Genomic DNA, 17384 nt, shown 5'->3' with positions numbered 1-17384 from the left:
ACCTGACTCACCCACGACGCAGCGGCACAATGCCCACCCGCATGCCAAAAGGCTTGAACACTGCATTGAGCGTCTGGAGCGTGGGGTTGCCTTCGTCCTGTTCGATCTGGCGCAACGTGCGCAGTGAGATCTTGCACATCCCCGCGAATTGTTCCTGCCGTAATCCCGTGACCTCGTTACGCAGCCGTTTGACAGCGGTGCCGATACTGATCGTCCCTGCCGATAACTGCTCCTTCAACTCATCGAGAATGATCCCGCGCTGACGAATCTCGTCCATCATGCGAGCCCCCAGGCCCGAAACGTCGGGTGCAAACGGGTCAAGGCAATTCGTGGGTGCTTGAAGGTCTTCTGCGGTAATCCCCCCTCGCTCAGCAGGTCCGGCAGCGCAAGCAGGCGTCGCGCGTCAGCCTTGAGCCCCTCAAACAGTTGATCGGGGTCCGCCCATGGCGCCAAGGAACGGCACGCGGCCAACCAATCTACCTCGCCAGCGCGCTCAATCGGATCAGGCCATTTGGTCGTTCGGGTCACGCCCTCCTCGTCCATGACCATGGGTGCAAGATCGTAGATCGGAGCCAGTCCCAAACGCTTTTCATCACGCAATATCGAGGTATTGCGACCGTGGTTATCGCTGTTCCCCAGAACCTGATTGATCAGATCGCGGCGCAGGTATTCGGCAACGAGTGCCGGGATTTCATCGTCCTGACCATTGCTTGACCACGCATTGGCCAGAACAGTGATGGCCTGAACGTGGGACATGTAGCTGCCCGGCCGGGTGATGTCTGCTAGCGAATACACCGACTCTACGCCCAGTCTGCGGACACCCTGAGCAGTCACCCTGCGATCAAAGCGTTTCATCCACAGGCTTGGTTTTCTGGCCTCCTCCAGACTCATCCCGTCGCACGAGACGACGTCTACGCCAATCACCTCCAAGGCTTGGTAGTAACAAAACTCACTTCTGAGGATCGTGCGATCCGTCTCATTACCCTTGTTCCGGGAAAACTTCACAAACCAGTGCTGGTGGACGTTCTCGTCGGCCAGCGTAGCGTCGGGATGCATCAAACCGTCGGCATCTTCAGCGAGCAACAGCTTGGGCGCCTCGCCGCCAGCCCCCGTCGCACCACCTACCGCAGCGCCTTGTTCATAGGCGTACTCCAGAAAACGGCTGTCACGGGTCACCACTTCGTTTCGATCGAAACCGATGCTATTTCCCGTTGCTAGTGCCTCTAGAGACTCTTTGATCCTGAGGTGTCCAACCGGAGCAGGCGTGCAACGCTCAAGCAGTATCAGATCTGCCGAGGTGTGGTTCCTTTCCGGAATCGCCAGTCGTGCCAACAGAAATCTGCGGGCCGCCCCAGCGGGCAGAATATCCAACAGGAATGCGGGCAGACCTGGCGTTCGGTACAAATCCCAAGACAAGGGAATTCTGGCGCTGACAGATTGGCCGGTGGAACTCCCTAACGCATTCAGGTGATCGACCAGGTAGTGTTGGTCATACGCAAAGCTACAAGGACTGTTCTGACCCAGTTCCGGTTTTTCGAACTCCAGGTGCATGACATCCCGCCAAGAGCCAGAGGTATAAAGCTGTAAGGTCAAGCGCATGGCGGTCATTCGGCAATTTAATGCCTAAACCATAGATCGATACGTCTAAAAAGGCAATTTAATGCCGAAAATAACGCCAGAGACACAACAATCGGCATTTAAGTACCGATTTAAACAGTCTTGAATAACCCCAACTCCTGGGCCTTGGCAACCGCCTGAGTCCGGCGCTCGACCCCCAATTTGCTGTTGATATGGCTCGCGTGGGTCTTGACGGTGTGCAGGGAGATGAAGAGCCGTTCGCTGATCTCCTGGTTCGAACACCCCTGGGCGATGAGTTGCAGCACGCCGAGTTCGCGGGCGCTGAGTGAGTCGTTGCTGTGGCAGGCTGAAGGCTCACTGACGTCGCGCACGCATGGCATGTCTTTGCCAGTGCCAGGCGGCAGTTGACTGAGCAGGTACTCGACGAGTCGGCACGCAGGGCGTTTGAGCAGTTGCTCTCGCAGCCAGTCCGGGTATTTGCGAATCAGGCTCAGAAACGGCAGAACTGCGCCGCCGGTTGCGGCCTGAAAGCTGCGCTCAAGCAGGCGTTGGGCCTTGGGACGGTCGGCCATGTCCAGCGCCAGCAGGATGTGCTGATTCATCGCGTTCAACCCCAGCAGACCCGCGCCCATGTGCTGTGCGCGCTCTTCCAGCTGGGTCAGGCGCTGAACGGATTGCTCGGTTCGACCTTGGATCGTGTCGAGCATCGCACTCAGCAACTCGATGTGTTGCGGCATTTGCGGAAGGCACTCCGGCGCTGCTGCGGGATGATCGCCGCCGTAGGTTTGCCCGAGACGCAGCAACCAGGCATCCGCCAGATCGATACGGCCCTGTGCCAGCCAAAGCTCGCACTTGGCGAGGGTGATCATCGCCAGGTAATACACCGGGGGCACGTCCCAGATATGCATCAGTCGCTCGGCCTCGGCGAGCTCGGCGAAGGCTTCCGCAAAGCGCCCTTCCCGACCTTCAAGCCCTGCAATCACGCAGTGGCCGATCAACACGCTGATGTCGCGACAGGCACGGGCCTCGGCCAACCCGGCGTTCAGTCGCGCGCGCCCGGCATCGGGCTGCAACAGCTGCACAAGCAAATAACCCTCGTACAGCGTCAGTCGCGCGCGCACTGCGTACAAGCGCTGTGAAGAAAGTCCGTTCAAACGGCGCAGCCCTTGGCGCACCTCATCAAGGGAGCGCAGGGCTTCGCCTCTGGCGTGCAGCGTTCGTGCGCGGTCGTAATGCGCCAGCGCTTCGAACAACGGATTCGCCACCCGCTGCGCCAGCTCCAGCGCCTCTCTGTTCAATGCCCGCGCGCGCCACAGGTCGCCTTCGGCAATCGCCAGGTTCGCCAGCGTCGACAGGCACAGCAGCCGCTGTCCATAACGCTTTTGTGGAAGACTCACCAGCGCCTCACTGCAGTAGCGGTGGGCCGTTTCGCTGTCGCCTCGACCTCTGGCGATGATGCCGCTCAGCGCCAGCCACTGGGCGAGCATGGATTTTTGCGCCGTGGCGGACGGGGCGGGCAGGAAACGGCTGAGGTGATTGCCCAGTTCTTCGGCGGCGTCCAGTTGACAGGCCAGCCCCAGCGCCCAGGCATACAGCACGATCAGCCGCGGCGTGCTGACCAGCAGGCTGTCAGGCAGGTCCATTTTCCAGCGCAGCAACATGCCGACGTTTTGCTCGGCGAGCAGTTGCTCTTCAGAAAGGTTTTGCACGAGATTGGCCGCCACATCCAGGTGACCGGCGCGCAACGCCTGCTCGATCGCCTCATCCAGCAGGCCCTGCTCGCTGAACCAGCGGCAAGCGTTCAAATGCAATCGCCGTTGTTGCGGCGCAACGCTGGTGCCCGCGCGCGCGCGCAGCAGATCGGAGAATAAATGGTGGTAACGGAACCAGCGCCCGCTCTCGTCCAATGGCACGAGGAATACCTGATGCGCTTGCAAAAAATTCAGCATCTCGGCGCTGTCGTGACTGTCGCGTGCGGCGTTGCACAGCGCACTGCAGAAGCGCTCCAGACAGGCCGTTTCATAGAGGAACGCTTGAACATCGGCAGGCAGGCAATCGATGACTTCTTCAAGCAGGTAGTCACGGATCAACCCTTCGCCGCCGTTGAGTTCCTGGGTCAGCGTGTTGCTGCCTGCTTCGGCCGCGGCCAGCAGCCAGAAGCGCAAACCGGCCACCCAGCCCTCGCTGCGTTGGAGCAACGTGTGCAGCGCTTCCTCGGTGAGGGAACTGCTGTGCTGGTCCAGTACGGCCAGGGACTCGTCGTCAGTCAGGCGAAGGTCTTGCTCGGACAGCTCCAGCAACTGACGCGACAAGCGCAGGCGTGCCAGGTGCCAGTCCGGCCGCTGACGGCTGGTGACCATGACGATCATGCCGGCAGGCAAATGATTGAGCAGAAATTGCAGGCAGCGGTCGAGCACCGGACCTTGCACGAGGTGATAGTCGTCGAGCACCAGGAGCAGCGGCTTGCTCAACATCAGGTGCATGCCCAGTTCGTCCAGCAGGCTGTCGAGCCACTCTTCAAAGGCAAAGGGCTGATGCCGCTGACGCATCTTCAGCAGGCCAAGGGCCTGGCCGCCGAGTTGGGGGAAGAATTGTTGAAGGCCGGACAGAAGACGCTCAAGAAAACGCCCCGGATCACTGTCGCGCTGACTCAGCCCCAGCCAAAGGTTTTGCCATTGATCGGGCAGGCTCTGACAAAACTCCACGGCCAGCGAGCTCTTACCGAAGCCGGCCGGCGCACTGATCAGCAACAGGCGGCCAGACAATCCCGCACTCAGCCGCTCGCACAGTCGCGGTCGGGCGACATAGCCTTCGGGAAGGGGTGGGCGGAAGAAACGTCCTTCCAACGCAGTGACTGCGTGATTTGCGAATCCTTGCAAACGCGACAGATCAGTCATGGCCGGCTCTTGTTAGAAGTGCTTGTTATTCGGCGTTCAGATGTCGGGAGACTAGCGGCTAAGTCAGCGCTTTTGAAGATTGTTAGACGAAAGACTGTAAGAAAACATATCCAATCAACAGGGCGAATGTTGCTTTATATGTTTTGAGGAGGTGTTGCAGAGGCTCGTCCAGCCTGTGGGAGCGAATTCATTCGCGATGGAGCCTGAGGTCGATGCATCTATGTCGCGTGCAGGTTTTTTCGCGAATGAATTCGCTCCCACAGGGAAATCGTAGAAGGCCCAATTAAAAAACACCCCGACGAATCGGGGTGTTTTCTTTTGCGCTATGGGGTTCAACCATAGGGTAAAGCGGCGGAGGACAACGGTGCGCAGTAGCTGTGATCAACGGTGCACGGCTCTCCGCCAATTCGGTTACACGATCAGCGCACGCCTTCCTGACGCAGGGCGTTAGGCTGGAACTCGCTGGTGGTGGCCGTGAAGCCGAAGTCGTAAGCGCGTTTCTCTTCGTTCTTCATGCCCAGCGCCAGGTAACGGCCCGATTGCAGGTCGTACAGGGTTTCAACGGCGTACCACGGCACTTGCTTGTCGTAATAGTTCTCGGCATGGGCCTCGGCGACGCGCCACAGTTGGCCGCGACCGTCGTAGTGGTCGATCACCGCAGCCTGCCAGGTGTCTTCGTCGATGAAGAAGTCACGTTTGGCGTAGATGTGGCGTTGACCTTCTTTCAGGGTGGCGGTCACGTGCCAGACGCGGCGCAGTTCATAACGCGCCAGATCCTGGTTGATGTGGCCAGGACGGACAATGTCCGCGTACTTGAGCTTCGGATCGTCGAGCTTGTAGCTGTCGGACGCGATGTACATTTCCTGCTTGCCGATCAGTTTCCAGTCATAGCGATCCGGCGCGCCGTTGTACATGTCCAGGTTGTCGGAGGTACGCAGACCATCGGCCGCAGTACCCGGGCCGTCGTAAGACACTTGCGGCGCACGACGCACGCGGCGTTGGCCGGCGTTATACACCCATGCCGCGCGAGGCTCTTTCACCTGGTCGAGGGTTTCGTGCACCAGCAGCACCGAACCTGCCAGACGTGCTGGCGCCGTCACTTCCTGCTTGAAATAGAACAGGATGTTGCCTGGGTTCTTCGGATCGAAATCCTTCATCTTGTCGCGGAAGACGAATTGGTCCTCGAAATACACCGGGCTGAACGAACCGTTGGTTTGCGGCGTTACCTGCACCACCAGCCGCTTCACGCTGCCGCCGCGATAGCGGGTGATGTGGTTCCAGATCACTTCCAGGCCGTCTTTCGGAATCGGGAACGGCACGGCGGTTTCGAAGTTTTCCAGACCGTTACCGCCACCGACCAGCTTGGTGTTGACGGCGTTTTTCTTGATGGCGGCGAACACGTCAGCAGGCACGGTCGCGCCACGGTGTGACGGGTAGACCGGCATTTTGAAGGTGTCCGGGTAACGCTTGAACATCGCGTATTGGCCCGGCGCCAGATTGTTCTTGTACTGCTCCACGTTCTGCGCAGTGATGATGAACAGCGGCTTCTCGTTAGCGTACGGGTTGGCAAGGAAGCCCTTTGCATCCACGGCGCCCGCATTGGTCGGCAACGGGCTCCACGCCGGGATGGTGTTGGCAGCATTACCCGCCTTTTCCGCGCCCATCGGCGTCAGGGTCGTGCCCAGCTTGGCGGCTTCATCGGCAGAAACTGCGGCCATCACGCCGGTCGCCAGCAATGACAGGCTCAGTACTCCGACGTGCAACAGACCCTTTGTTATTTTCATGTTCATAAGTCGTCCTTAGAAGTTCATACCGAAGCTGAGGGCCACGAAGTCGCGGTCATCCACTGTGGAGTACTTGCCGTCGAAGAAGTTGGTGTAGGAAAGGTTGGCGGTATAGGTGTTCTGATATTCCGCTTCCAGACCCAGGCTCACAGCCTTGCGACCTTCTTCGAAGTTGCCGCCAGGGCCGGGCGAGTAGCCGCTGACGTCATGGGACCAGGCCACGCTTGGCTTGAGGTTCACACCGGCGAACACACTGTTGTAATCCCAGATGGCGCGAGCGCGGTATCCCCAGGACGTGGCCGTCGTGTAGCCATCGTTATTACAGTTGGTGTTCAAGCTGGCGGCATTGGGCAAGCCACCGCCTTGAGCAGTCGAGTTGTTGAGCACGTTACAGAAATTGCCGGGCAACGATCCCGGGCCGAACACGGGGTCCCGGCCATAACGCGCATCGGATTTGCTTTCCAGTCCACCCACATGAGTAACGCCAACTTCCGCCACGGTGGTCAAACGGCTTGCGCCCATCACCTGATCAAAGAAGTGCGTCAAGGTCGTCTGGAATTGAGTCACTTCCTTACGGTTATAGCCATGAAGATCCTGACCCGGCGTGCCGGAAAGCACGGAAGCATTTGCAAAACCCGGGATCGGCGTAACGCCCGCAAAGAGGATGTCGGTGGTACTCAACTGCACTGGCGCATTAGGGCGGTAGCTCACCTCACCGCTCCATGCCGTGCCGGTAGGCAATGTGGTCGAGAAGCTCAAGCCGTACAAGCGAATGTCTTCCGGGTACTCAACGAAATAGTTGGAGTTGCCCGCGACGATCAATGGGCGCAATGCCGCCAACGGTCCCAATGGACGGGTAAACGCTGCCCCAGGTGCACCTTGCGCACTGAAAATCGGGCTACGGCTGTGGTAGTTCATGAAATAAGCGCCGAATTCGGTATCCAGCGGCTCGAAGTTATAGTGCATGGCCACACCAAACTGGCCACTGTCTCGAGCGTCACGGTCTGGACCACGACGGACGAGCACGCCTTCGTTGTTCACGTTCACGCCAAGTGCCGTCAGGGTTGGCAAGGCTGCCGCTGGAATGGTCGAGCGTTTGTTCAAGACGCGCAGGTTATCGCTGCAACCGTCGGCAATGACGTCAGGTTGCGAAAAGAACGTTCCGCAGTTGTCGACAACGGTCTGATCCCACTCCAACTGGTAGAACGCTTCGGCCGACAGGTTCTCAGTCAGGCTCTGGGACAGGTAGAACATGTTGACGGGAATCAGGCCTTCCTTGATTTCCGAGCCAGGACGGCGGAACGCGGACACATCGATAGGGTTGATCGAGTTGATACCGCCGCCGATGAATGTACTTTCACCCCAACTGATGACCTGCTTACCGAAGCGCACAGAGCCTGGCTCATCGGCAATGGAGTAGTTGTGGTAGACAAATGCGTCGAGCAACTGGAAGCCCGAGGACTTGGCGCCCTCTTTGCGACCGGAATCGCTGATGTCCTTGAACTCGCGGCTTTCATCCTTGAGCTCGAAGTCGTACCAGTACTTCCCTCGCATGAACACGCCCGTGTCCCCGTATTTCAGCTCGAGATCGTGTACGCCTTTGAAAATCTTCGAGAAGGTTTCGCCCCGCTTGAAGTTCAAGTGACCGTCGTCGGAAGTCTGCGACAGCCCCCTGCCGCCGTTGTTTACGCCGATTAGATCCTTGTTGGGCTTGGCGGTCGACCAACTGGCGCCGATGGAGAGCGACGAGTCGAAACTACCTTCGATTTCACCGATGTTGAAACTGACGCCGAATGCAGGACCGGCGAGCGTGGAAGCGAGGCTGACGGCCAGAGGCAGTTTTGCCCGGCGCCAGAACAGGTTTGCTGATGTCATCGACGCTACTCCATGTGCTTTTATTTTTATGGCAGTGGGTGCTTCCAGAAACGACTCAGGCGAAAAAGTCCGCAGTGCCTGGGTGTCAACGCTTGTTCGGGCAGCCCATGTAAAGCTGCTAAACGACGTAGCGTTTTTCTCCGGTTCCAACCTACTGCCGACTATAGCCAGCAGGTGCTACTGCTTGATCCCTCTAAAGTGTGATTTGCAGCGTCAAAGCGTCTGGCACGGTGATTTCGACGTGCTGACCGGCGCGGCAAAGGGAGGATGGCTGAATTTCGGGATTTGGCAAGGAAGACGCCGGGCGAGAGCGCTCGCGGCACATTGCCATGACCGGAATCAGGGCAATGCGCGCGATAAAAAAAGTTTAGAGAGTAGAGAGGAAGGCGCTGTTAGTGCTCTGCCATTCGATGATGTCCAGGCGAATTCGCTTCTTGTCGAGCTTACCGACGCTGGTCTTGGGAATTTCGGTAACAAGGGCGATCTGGCTGGGGATTGCCCACTTGTTGATATGCCCCTGCTCCACGAACGGCTTGAGGTGTTCCTTCAACGCTTTGGCATCGATGACGTGCCCCTCATGGGCGACCAACAGCGCAAAAGGCCGCTCGCCCCACTGCGGATCAGCGATCCCGACAACCGCCACTTCACGCACGCCAGGATGGCGGCTGCACAGGTCTTCCAGCTCCAGCGACGACACCCACTCGCCACCCGTTTTGATCACGTCCTTGATGCGGTCCCGGATGTCGATGCCGCCCATGCTGTCCAGCGTGGCCACGTCGCCGGTGTGCAACCAGCCGCCCGCCCACAGCTCCGCGCCCTTCTCGGGCTCTCGGTAATACCCTTCGGTGAGCCACGGCGCGCGCAGCACCAACTCGCCTTGGGTCTCGCCATCGGAGGGCAGAAAGTTACCTTCGCCGTCGACGATCGCAGCCTCAACCAATACGCCCGGCGCGCCGGCTTTGATCCGGTACGTGGTGCGTTCGTCTTCGCTGCCCGCCATCAATTCTTCGTTCAAGTGCGCCACCGACACCAACGGACCGGTTTCGGACATGCCATACGCCGCGGTCAGCTGAATGCCCTTGGCCTTGGCCGCGTCATACAGCGAACGGTTGAGTGAGCTGCCGCCGATGATGATGTTCCAGCCGGTGAAATCGACGTCTTTGGCCGCTTTGGCATTGAGCACCATCTGCATGATGGTGGGCACGCAGTGGGAGAAATTCACTTTCTCCTTGCGCCATAACTCGACCAGCAGTTCAGGGTCGTACCGGCCGGGATAGACCTGCTTCACGCCAAGCATGGTCGCCGCATACGGCACGCCCCAGGCATGAACGTGGAACATCGGCGTGATGGGCATGTACACCTTGTCGGTGCACAACAACCCTTCGACGCTGCCCATGATCGTGGCCACGGCCATGGTGTGCAGCACCAGTTGGCGATGGGTGAAATACACGCCCTTCGGATTGCCGGTGGTGCCGGTGGTGTAGAACGTCGTCGCCACCGAGTTCTCATCAAAGTCCTCGAAGCGATACTGCGGGCTTGCCGCGGCCAGCAGGGTTTCGTACTCACCGATCAGGTTTGGCAAGTCGGCGGTCTTGTCGCCGGTATCGGAGATCAGCAGGGTCTTTTCAACCGTGGTGAGTTTGCTTTCGAAGCATTTATACAGCGGCAGGAACTCGCTGTTGACCAGCACAAGCTTGTCTTCGGCGTGGTTCATGGTGAACAGGATCTGATCCGGAGAAAGGCGCACGTTGATGGTGTGAATCACCGCGCCAATCATGGGAATCGCAAACATGCATTCCAGATACCGGTGGCTGTCCCAATCCATGACGGCAACCGTATCGCCCGCTTTTACCCCTGCCTCGGTCAGCACATTCGCAAGGCGGCAGATGCGCTCGTTGAGGGTCAGATACGAATAGCGTGATTGGTCCCGGTAGACGATTTCCCGCGTTTTTTCATAGCGGCTGCCCGACATCAGCAAGCGTTTGATCAACAGAGGGTACTGGTACGCGCCATCAGCTGGCGGAATCACGCGTGTCTGCAGCATAGGAATCCCTTTTCAAGATGCATGTGCGGTGCTGAAAATATGCACTCTAGAGCCATCACTCGCCACTCAAATCAGCCAAAGGGATGATTCGAATGACGAGTGACCATGCAGGCATTGCGCCATTTGAAAGGGCAAAACGGTCTTGCGGGCACGTTATGGCCTGGGTCGATATTTCAGTTTGCCTGGGTAAACGCCAGCTTCACGCCCAACGCCACCAGAACCCCACCCATGGCGCGGTCAAACCAGTGCCCCATGCGGGCGAAGCCTGCACGCACCCGTGGCTGGCTGAACAGACGAGCCACCAGGCAGAACCAGATGCCCGTCGCCAGCGCCAGATAAATACCGTAACCCGCCTGCACCAGCATCGGTGTGTGCGGATTGATCACGACCGTAAACAACGACAGGAAGAACAATGTGGCCTTGGGATTCAGGCCATTGGTCACGAAACCGGCGGTAAAGGCACCGCGCGCCGTGCGCTCACCTTTGGCGATGTCCACTGGTGCATCCGAAGCATTGGCCGGTTTGGCGCGCAAAGCCTTGATGCCGATGTACAACAGGTAGGCTGCCGCCGCCCATTTCAATGCGTTGAACAGCACGATGGATTGCGAAACGATCAGCCCGATACCCAGCAGCGAATAACCCACGTGCAGGAAAATCGCCGTGCCCACGCCCATGGCGGTGTAGGTCCCGGCCTTGCGGCCATGGGTCACGCTTTCACGGACCACGACGGCAAAATCGGGACCTGGGCTGGCAACCGCCAGCAGATGAATCAGGGCAACGGTGAGAAATTCCGTCCAGTACATGTGGGGACTCCAGGCGTTTTTACGAGCGGCAGGCTCTGGTAGGCTCGCTACCTTACGCCTCCCACTCACCGAGCAAAAGGTACAGCTGATGTCGAGTCAAAGCAGAGCAGTTTTCCTGGATCACACCTCACTGGACCTCGGCGATCTGGACCTTGCACCCTGGCGTGAATCCTTCAGCGAACTGATCCTGCATTCCAGCTCTACGGCGGATCAAGTCATTGAAAGACTGCAGGGCGCGCAGGTAGCAATTTCCAACAAGATCATGATCGATGCCGACGCAATCGCTGCATGTCCTGACCTGAAGCTCATATTGGTGACGGCGACAGGGGTCAATAATGTGGACCTTGAGGCCGCCCGCAAGCATGGCGTCGTGGTGAGCAACTGCCAGGGTTATGGCACCCCTTCGGTGGCGCAGCACACGTTGATGTTGCTGTTGGCGATGGCCACGCGACTGCCGGACTATCAGCAAGCGATTCATCAAGGCATGTGGCAAAAATCCCGGCAGTTTTGCCTGCTGGATTTCCCCATTGTGGAGCTGGAAGGCAAGACGTTGGGCCTTCTGGGGCATGGCGAACTGGGTGGGGCGGTGGCGAAGCTCGCCGAAGCCTTCGGCATGCGCGTTCTGCTGGGCCAGATCCCCGGCCGCCCTGCTCGCCCCGACCGTTTGCCCCTGCACGAACTGTTGCCACAAGTGGACGCGCTGACGTTCCACTGCCCGCTTAACGAACACACTCGCGACATGATCGGCGCTCACGAATTGAGCCTGATGAAGCCCAAAGCGTTCATCGTCAACACCGCCCGTGGTGGTTTGATCAATGAGCAGGCGCTGGCCGATGCCCTGCGCAACGGTCACCTCGCCGGCGCTGCAACCGACGTGCTGACCGTTGAGCCTCCGGTCAACGGCAACCCGCTGCTCTCGGGCGATATCCCTCGCCTGATCATCACCCCGCACAGCGCGTGGGGCAGCCAGGAAGCCCGGCAGCGTATCGTTGGCCAGGTGAATGAGAATGCCTTGGCGTTTTATGCGGGCAAGCCCATCAGAGTCGTCAGCTGAGGCCTGTTGATCGGGTAGGAGCGCGTGCTCTACCCCTTTCTCCTGATAAACTTCGCTCTTTTTTTCAGGAGCCGAAGATGGACCCGCGCAGTGAAGTGTTACTCCGTCAGGCCGATTTGTTTCAGGGTTCTCTGCTGCTGACCGGCCTGCCTGCCGACGACCTGCTGAACACGCTGCCCAACGCGCGAGGCTGGAGCTGGCATGCGGGTGACTTCGCAGCGCTGGACGCACGCTTCGCCGGTCGCACTCACTTCGGCACCGAGGCGCCGGGTGAAGCATTCGACGCCGCCGTGTTGTTCCTGCCCAAAGCCAAAGACCTCACCGACTACCTGCTCAACGCCCTAGCCTCGCGCCTGCAAGGCCGGGAGCTGTTCCTGGTCGGCGAAAAACGCGCAGGCATCGAGGCGGCGGCGCGTCAGCTGAGCCCGTTCGGACGCGCGCGTAAACTGGACAGCGCCCGCCACTGTCAGCTGTGGCAAGTCACCGTCGAAGAAGCGCCTCAGCCAGTCGAGCTGAACAGCCTCGCTAAACACTTCGAGATTGAGATGGAAGGCGGCCCTTTGAAAGTGATCAGCCTACCGGGCGTTTTCAGTCACGGCCGGCTCGACCGGGGCTCGGCGCTGCTGCTGGAGAATCTCGACCGATTGCCCACCGGTCATTTGCTGGATTTTGGATGCGGTGCCGGCGTGCTGGGTGCTGCGGTCAAACGTCGCAGCCCGGACATGAACGTCACCCTGCTGGATGTCGACGCATTCGCCACCGCCAGCAGCCGCTTGACGCTGGCGGCCAATGGTCTTGAGGGCGACGTATTGACCGGTGACGGCATCGACGCCGCGCCCCATCATCTGGACGTCATTCTGACCAATCCGCCCTTTCATACCGGCGTCCACACCGACTACGCCGCGACGGAGAACCTGCTGCGAAAAGCACGCGAACACCTGAAAAAAGGCGGCGAACTTCGCCTGGTTGCCAATAGTTTCCTGCGCTATCAACCGATCATCGAGCAGCACCTTGGCGTATGTGCCGTCATGGCCGAAGGTCAGGGGTTCAGGATTTACCGCGCCAAACGTGCGTGAAAATTAGCGCTTGCCGAACACGATTCGTGTAGGCAGAATCCGCTCCGTCCTAGGGGAGTAGTCTCCCACGAGCGCCACGCTCGTCCGGCGCGCATCAACATACTTGGTCCTCAGACCATGGTGCGTGCGACCCCAGATCCGCTTAGACGGATCGGTGGTTTGACAAGACCTATGACACGAACATCCTGACCCGGGGCGGGGAGGTTGTACGTGTCATAGCCGTGTCGACCCGCCCCTTAGGAAAATCCTGATGCTGGAATCCCTGTTGGTCCCTACCGCGGTCGTCGCACTGGCCGAAATCGGTGACAAGACCCAACTCCTCGCGCTTATCCTCGCAGCCCGCTTTCGCAAGCCTTGGCCGATCATCGCCGGCATTGTCGCGGCTACGCTGGCCAACCACGCTGCGGCCGGTGCCGTTGGTGCCTGGTTCAGCAGTTTCTTCTCCGACGCCATGTTGCACTGGATCCTCGCCGCGAGCTTCACCGCCACCGCGTTGTGGACGCTGGTCCCGGACAAGATGGATGACGATGAAGCCAGCACCGCGCGCAAGTTCGGCCCTTTCATGACCACGCTGATCGCATTCTTCATCGCCGAAATCGGTGACAAGACGCAGATCGCCACAGTGATGCTGGCGGCGCAATACTCCTACCTGTGGCTGGTGATCCTGGGCACAACGCTGGGCATGCTGATTGCCAACGTACCGGTGGTGCTGGCGGGTAACTTCGCAGCAGAAAAACTGCCGCTGACGCTGATTCGCCGATTGGCAGCCGGTGCGTTCTTCATCCTGGCGATCGTTGCGGTGTACAAGGCGATGCAGGTCAGCGGCTGGGTGTAACCCGCAGCTGACACACCTCTGTGGGAGCGAGCTTGCTCTGGGCCGCATCGGACGACAGCGTCAAGTCAGATACATCAATGTCGACTGATGAATCGCATCGCGGGCAAGCGCGCTCCTACAGTGATCTGTGTTAGCTCAAGACTTCGGCACCTGCTCGTACAGAGGCATCACCTTCGGAATGGCGGCCTGTAACGAGGCAATGCGGTTCGCCGAAGCCGGGTGAGTGCTCATGAACTCCGGCTGCGATGCCCCGGCTTGAGCTTCCATCTTCTGCCAAAGCGTAATCGCGGCATTCGGGTTGTAACCGGCACGTGCCGACAGCTCAAGACCTAACAGGTCAGCTTCATTCTCGTTGGCCCGGCTGTTCGGCAGCGTGAGGCTGTAATTGACCACGGTGTCGGCCAGCGCGAGGCTGTCCTGCCCCAGGCCCAGCAACGAACCCGCGCCCTGCTTCGCCATCTGAATGCCGTACGCCTTGGACATGGCTTCACGCCCGTGTTCGCGCAAGGCATGCGCGATTTCATGACCCATCACCGCTGCCAGCTCATCGTCACTGAGCTTCAGCGTGTCGATCAGCCCGGTGTACACGATGATTTTGCCGCCAGGGCCGCAGTTGGCGTTCAGTTCATCGCTCTTGATCAGGTTCACTTCCCATTGCCATTGCGCCGCATCCGGACGCAGTTTCGGCGCCTGGGCGATCAGCCGGTTGGCAACATTCTGCACGCGCTTGGCCTCGGCGCTGCTCTTATCCAGCACGCCTTTGGACGTGGCCTCGGTAACGGTCTGCTGATAGGACTGGGCATACATCTGGTTGACCTGATCGGTCGACAGCATGCTGAACATGTATTGCTTGCGCTCGACACCCACCGAATCTCCGCTGGTGGTGTTGACGGCCTGACAGCCTGCAACCAGCAGCGCTGCGCTCAAGGCACAAAGAGCAAAGGTCTGACGCATTGTGTATCTCCTTCCAAACAAGGCGCTCATCCTAGGCGGTACGCCGCCCGAGTGCCAGATGGCAGCCGTTTGCCATGCAAATAGACCTGTAAAAAACGCACATCCGTACCAGCTTTAAAACACTTCTCCTCTCTCTTTCCAAACTCATGAACGCCTTTAAATCCGGGCCATCCAGCCAACTTGCCCAAAAGCGACCCATAGGCATCAAAAACGGCCATTTCGTCGTTTTCATCTCATGGAAATTCAGGGCAAGGCGATAGCTCTTTCAGGCGTAATTTCGCGTCCGGAGCCCTTATGAAGTTCAAATCAATCCAGTTTTCAGTGGCCGCACTGGCGGGTGCCATCGTGCTCAGCGTGGTGGCGGCCCTCGTGCTCTACTCGCTCTTTTCAGGCGCCCGCACGCAAGCACTGGTGGACCAACGCACCACGGCGCTATTCGAGCAAGCCACCGAGCAACGCCTGACGGCCATTGCACGCACACAAGCCAGCGACATTCAGCGCGAACTGGAAGCGCCGCTCAACACGGCCGCCGGACTGGCCACGACCAACGCCGTCATCGGCATGAAGGACGCCAAAGGCGAGCCGTTGCTGAAGATCAGCCGTGAGCAGTTGCTCAACGTGTTGCATGAAACGGTCGTGCGCAACCCGAAAATCCTGGGCGCCTACATCGGTTGGGAACCTAATGCCCTTGACCACAATGACGTGGCGTATGCCGAAGCGCCAATCACCGGTGTCGACCCCAAAGACGGCCGGTTCATGGCCTGGTGGTACCGCAAACCTGACGGCACGTTCAATCTGGAGAAACTGGCGAGCCTGGAAGACCAGAAAGTCCTGTCCACCGGCATTCGCTCGAGCGAGTACTACCTGTGCTCGCGTGAAACCCGCAAACCCTGCGTGATCGACCCCGCGCCTTATAAGGTGGGCGGCAAGATGGTCATGCTCTCCTCATTCATCGAGCCCATCATGGTGGACGGCCAGTTTCAGGGCATCGTCGGGGCCGACCTGTCGGTAAACTTCATTCAGGACATGCTCGAAACCGCCGACAAGAAACTCTACAACGGCGCGGGTGATCTGGCGCTGATTGCCACCAACGGCCGCCTCGTGGCCTACACCAAGGACACCAGCAAGCTGGGCGAGAAAGCCAGCGAGATCCTCGACGCCAACGAAGTCGCGAACCTGACAAACCTGACCAAAGGGGACGTTCGTTACGACATCGACAAGGAGCACGGCCACATCGAGCTGTACCTGCCCTTCGGTATCGGCAACACCGATGCACGCTGGACACTGATGATCCGCATGCCGGTCAGCGCGGTGATGGCGGACCTGCAGAAGCTGCAAGGCGACCTGGCGCATCAGCGCGACACGGATATTTTCGGGATGACCATGGTTGGCTTGTTGATCGCCGCGCTGGGCCTGCTGATCGTCTGGTTCGTCGGCCGTGGCATCGCCCGTCCGCTGAAGCAGATGGTTGCGATGCTCGACGACATCGCCAAAGGCGAAGGCGATCTGACGCGTCGCCTGACCAGCGATCGCGCCGACGAGCTGGGCTCGATTGCCAGCGGTTTCAACACCTTCCTGGGCAAGTTGCAGGTCATGATCAGCCAGGTCGTCACGTCGGTGCAGAAGGTCAGTGATTCATCCGAGCACACCGCCGACATCGCCATTCGCACCAACAAAGGCGTGCACAAACAGATGGCCGAGATCGATCTGGTCGCGACCGCCGTGCACGAAATGACCGCGACCGCGCAAGACGTCGCGCGCAATGCGACTCAGGCCGCACAAGCCGCCAACCATGCGGACGACGCCGCCAACCAAGGCATGCGTATCGTCCACAACACGTCGGCCTCCATCAGCGAGCTGGCGGTGGAAATCGGCCGCGCAGTGAGCGTGGTGCAGACGCTGGCCAAGGACAGTGAAAACATCAACGCGATCCTCACGGCCATTCGCGGGATCGCCGAGCAGACCAACCTGCTGGCGTTGAACGCAGCGATTGAGGCAGCCCGCGCCGGTGAACAGGGACGCGGGTTTGCGGTGGTGGCCGATGAAGTGCGCAATCTGGCGCAGAAGACGCAGCAAGCGACCGAAGAAATCCAGACCATGATCCAACAGCTGCAAAGCGGCACGCGGCAAGTGGTCAAGGTCATGGAAGACAGCCAGAGCAAGACCGACGAAAGTGTTGGGCATGCCGCCGAGGCCGCACAGGCCCTGGAAAGCATTACCAAGGCTGTGTCGGTGATCAACGACATGAACACCCAGATCGCCAGCGCGGCGGAAGAGCAAAGCGCGGTCGCCGACGACATCAACCGCAACGTGATCAATATCGGTCAGGTGGCGAACGAAGTGGCCGGTGGCGCGGATGAGTCGAGCCAGGCGAGCGCCGAACTGACCAAACTGGCAGAGCAGCAGCGCCGGTTGATCAATCAGTTCAGGGTTTGATGAGCTTCAGTAGGGCGCCAGTTTTCTGAGTGTGCCGGCTTGCTGGCG

12 protein-coding genes, 1 pseudogene and 1 riboswitch are annotated in these 17384 nt (G+C 59.4%); of the genes and pseudogenes, 5 read left to right on the top strand and 8 right to left on the bottom strand.

What is annotated here, in order from left to right:
• Positions 1-7: 7 nt before the first annotated feature.
• The 7 genes from BLS87_RS16595 to BLS87_RS16565 form a co-directional block, all read right to left on the bottom strand.
• Positions 8-280: a helix-turn-helix domain-containing protein gene (locus BLS87_RS16595; protein ID WP_425262227.1), complete on the bottom strand. Its 273-nt coding sequence runs from the start codon at positions 278-280 to the stop codon at positions 8-10.
• The gene (locus BLS87_RS16590; RefSeq protein WP_244165851.1) at positions 277-1608 is read right to left on the bottom strand and encodes a type II toxin-antitoxin system HipA family toxin; all 1332 of its coding nucleotides are present in this window, start codon (positions 1606-1608) and stop codon (positions 277-279) included. Before BLS87_RS16590 ends, BLS87_RS16595 begins: the two co-directional genes overlap by 4 nt.
• A 101-nt stretch (positions 1609-1709) precedes the next feature.
• The gene (locus BLS87_RS16585) at positions 1710-4475 is read right to left on the bottom strand and encodes a winged helix-turn-helix domain-containing protein (RefSeq protein ID WP_074753579.1); all 2766 of its coding nucleotides are present in this window, start codon (positions 4473-4475) and stop codon (positions 1710-1712) included.
• A gap of 419 nt (positions 4476-4894) precedes the next feature.
• Positions 4895-6259: a DUF1329 domain-containing protein gene (locus BLS87_RS16580; RefSeq protein ID WP_074753945.1), complete on the bottom strand. Its 1365-nt coding sequence runs from the start codon at positions 6257-6259 to the stop codon at positions 4895-4897.
• Positions 6260-6274: 15 nt separating this feature from the next.
• Positions 6275-8134, bottom strand: coding sequence for a DUF1302 domain-containing protein (locus tag BLS87_RS16575; protein WP_074753578.1), 1860 nt, complete (start codon positions 8132-8134; stop codon positions 6275-6277).
• Positions 8135-8501: 367 nt separating this feature from the next.
• Positions 8502-10178: a fatty acid--CoA ligase gene (locus BLS87_RS16570; RefSeq protein WP_074753577.1), complete on the bottom strand. Its 1677-nt coding sequence runs from the start codon at positions 10176-10178 to the stop codon at positions 8502-8504.
• Positions 10179-10351: 173 nt separating this feature from the next.
• Positions 10352-10981 (bottom strand): LysE family translocator, encoded by a 630-nt coding sequence (locus BLS87_RS16565; RefSeq protein WP_074753576.1) that lies wholly within the window; start codon positions 10979-10981, stop codon positions 10352-10354.
• Between the two features lie 88 nt (positions 10982-11069).
• On the opposite strand from BLS87_RS16565, the gene BLS87_RS16560 reads away from it, so the two are divergent.
• The 3 genes from BLS87_RS16560 to BLS87_RS16550 all read left to right on the top strand — a co-directional run bounded on the left by BLS87_RS16560 (position 11070) and on the right by BLS87_RS16550 (position 13946).
• Positions 11070-12035, top strand: coding sequence for a 2-hydroxyacid dehydrogenase (locus tag BLS87_RS16560; RefSeq protein WP_074753575.1), 966 nt, complete (start codon positions 11070-11072; stop codon positions 12033-12035).
• Positions 12036-12112: 77 nt separating this feature from the next.
• A complete protein-coding gene (locus tag BLS87_RS16555; RefSeq protein ID WP_074753574.1) occupies positions 12113-13111 on the top strand; it encodes a class I SAM-dependent methyltransferase in 999 nt (332 codons plus the stop codon).
• 39 nt (positions 13112-13150) lie between these two features.
• A riboswitch (yybP-ykoY riboswitch) is annotated at positions 13151-13272 on the top strand.
• A gap of 89 nt (positions 13273-13361) precedes the next feature.
• Positions 13362-13946 (top strand): TMEM165/GDT1 family protein, encoded by a 585-nt coding sequence (locus tag BLS87_RS16550; RefSeq protein ID WP_074753573.1) that lies wholly within the window; start codon positions 13362-13364, stop codon positions 13944-13946.
• Between the two features lie 135 nt (positions 13947-14081).
• On the opposite strand, the gene BLS87_RS16545 is transcribed toward BLS87_RS16550, so the two are convergent.
• Positions 14082-14900 (bottom strand): M48 family metallopeptidase, encoded by an 819-nt coding sequence (locus BLS87_RS16545; protein ID WP_074753572.1) that lies wholly within the window; start codon positions 14898-14900, stop codon positions 14082-14084.
• Between the two features lie 294 nt (positions 14901-15194).
• Between BLS87_RS16545 and BLS87_RS35230 the strand changes: the two are divergent.
• Together BLS87_RS35230 and BLS87_RS35225 are read left to right on the top strand one after the other, a co-directional pair.
• Positions 15195-16478 (top strand): annotated as a pseudogene (locus BLS87_RS35230) (methyl-accepting chemotaxis protein); the annotation flags it as partial.
• A 15-nt stretch (positions 16479-16493) separates the two neighbouring features.
• Positions 16494-17336: a methyl-accepting chemotaxis protein gene (locus BLS87_RS35225; RefSeq protein WP_425262231.1), complete on the top strand. Its 843-nt coding sequence runs from the start codon at positions 16494-16496 to the stop codon at positions 17334-17336.
• The last annotated feature ends 48 nt before the right edge of the window (positions 17337-17384 follow it).

Origin of the sequence: Pseudomonas abietaniphila (assembly GCF_900100795.1) — a bacterium.
GTDB classification, from domain to species: domain Bacteria; phylum Pseudomonadota; class Gammaproteobacteria; order Pseudomonadales; family Pseudomonadaceae; genus Aquipseudomonas; species Aquipseudomonas abietaniphila.
The sequence above is the reverse complement of the archived record's forward strand: the minus strand, read 5'-3'. Positions and strand labels throughout refer to the sequence as shown.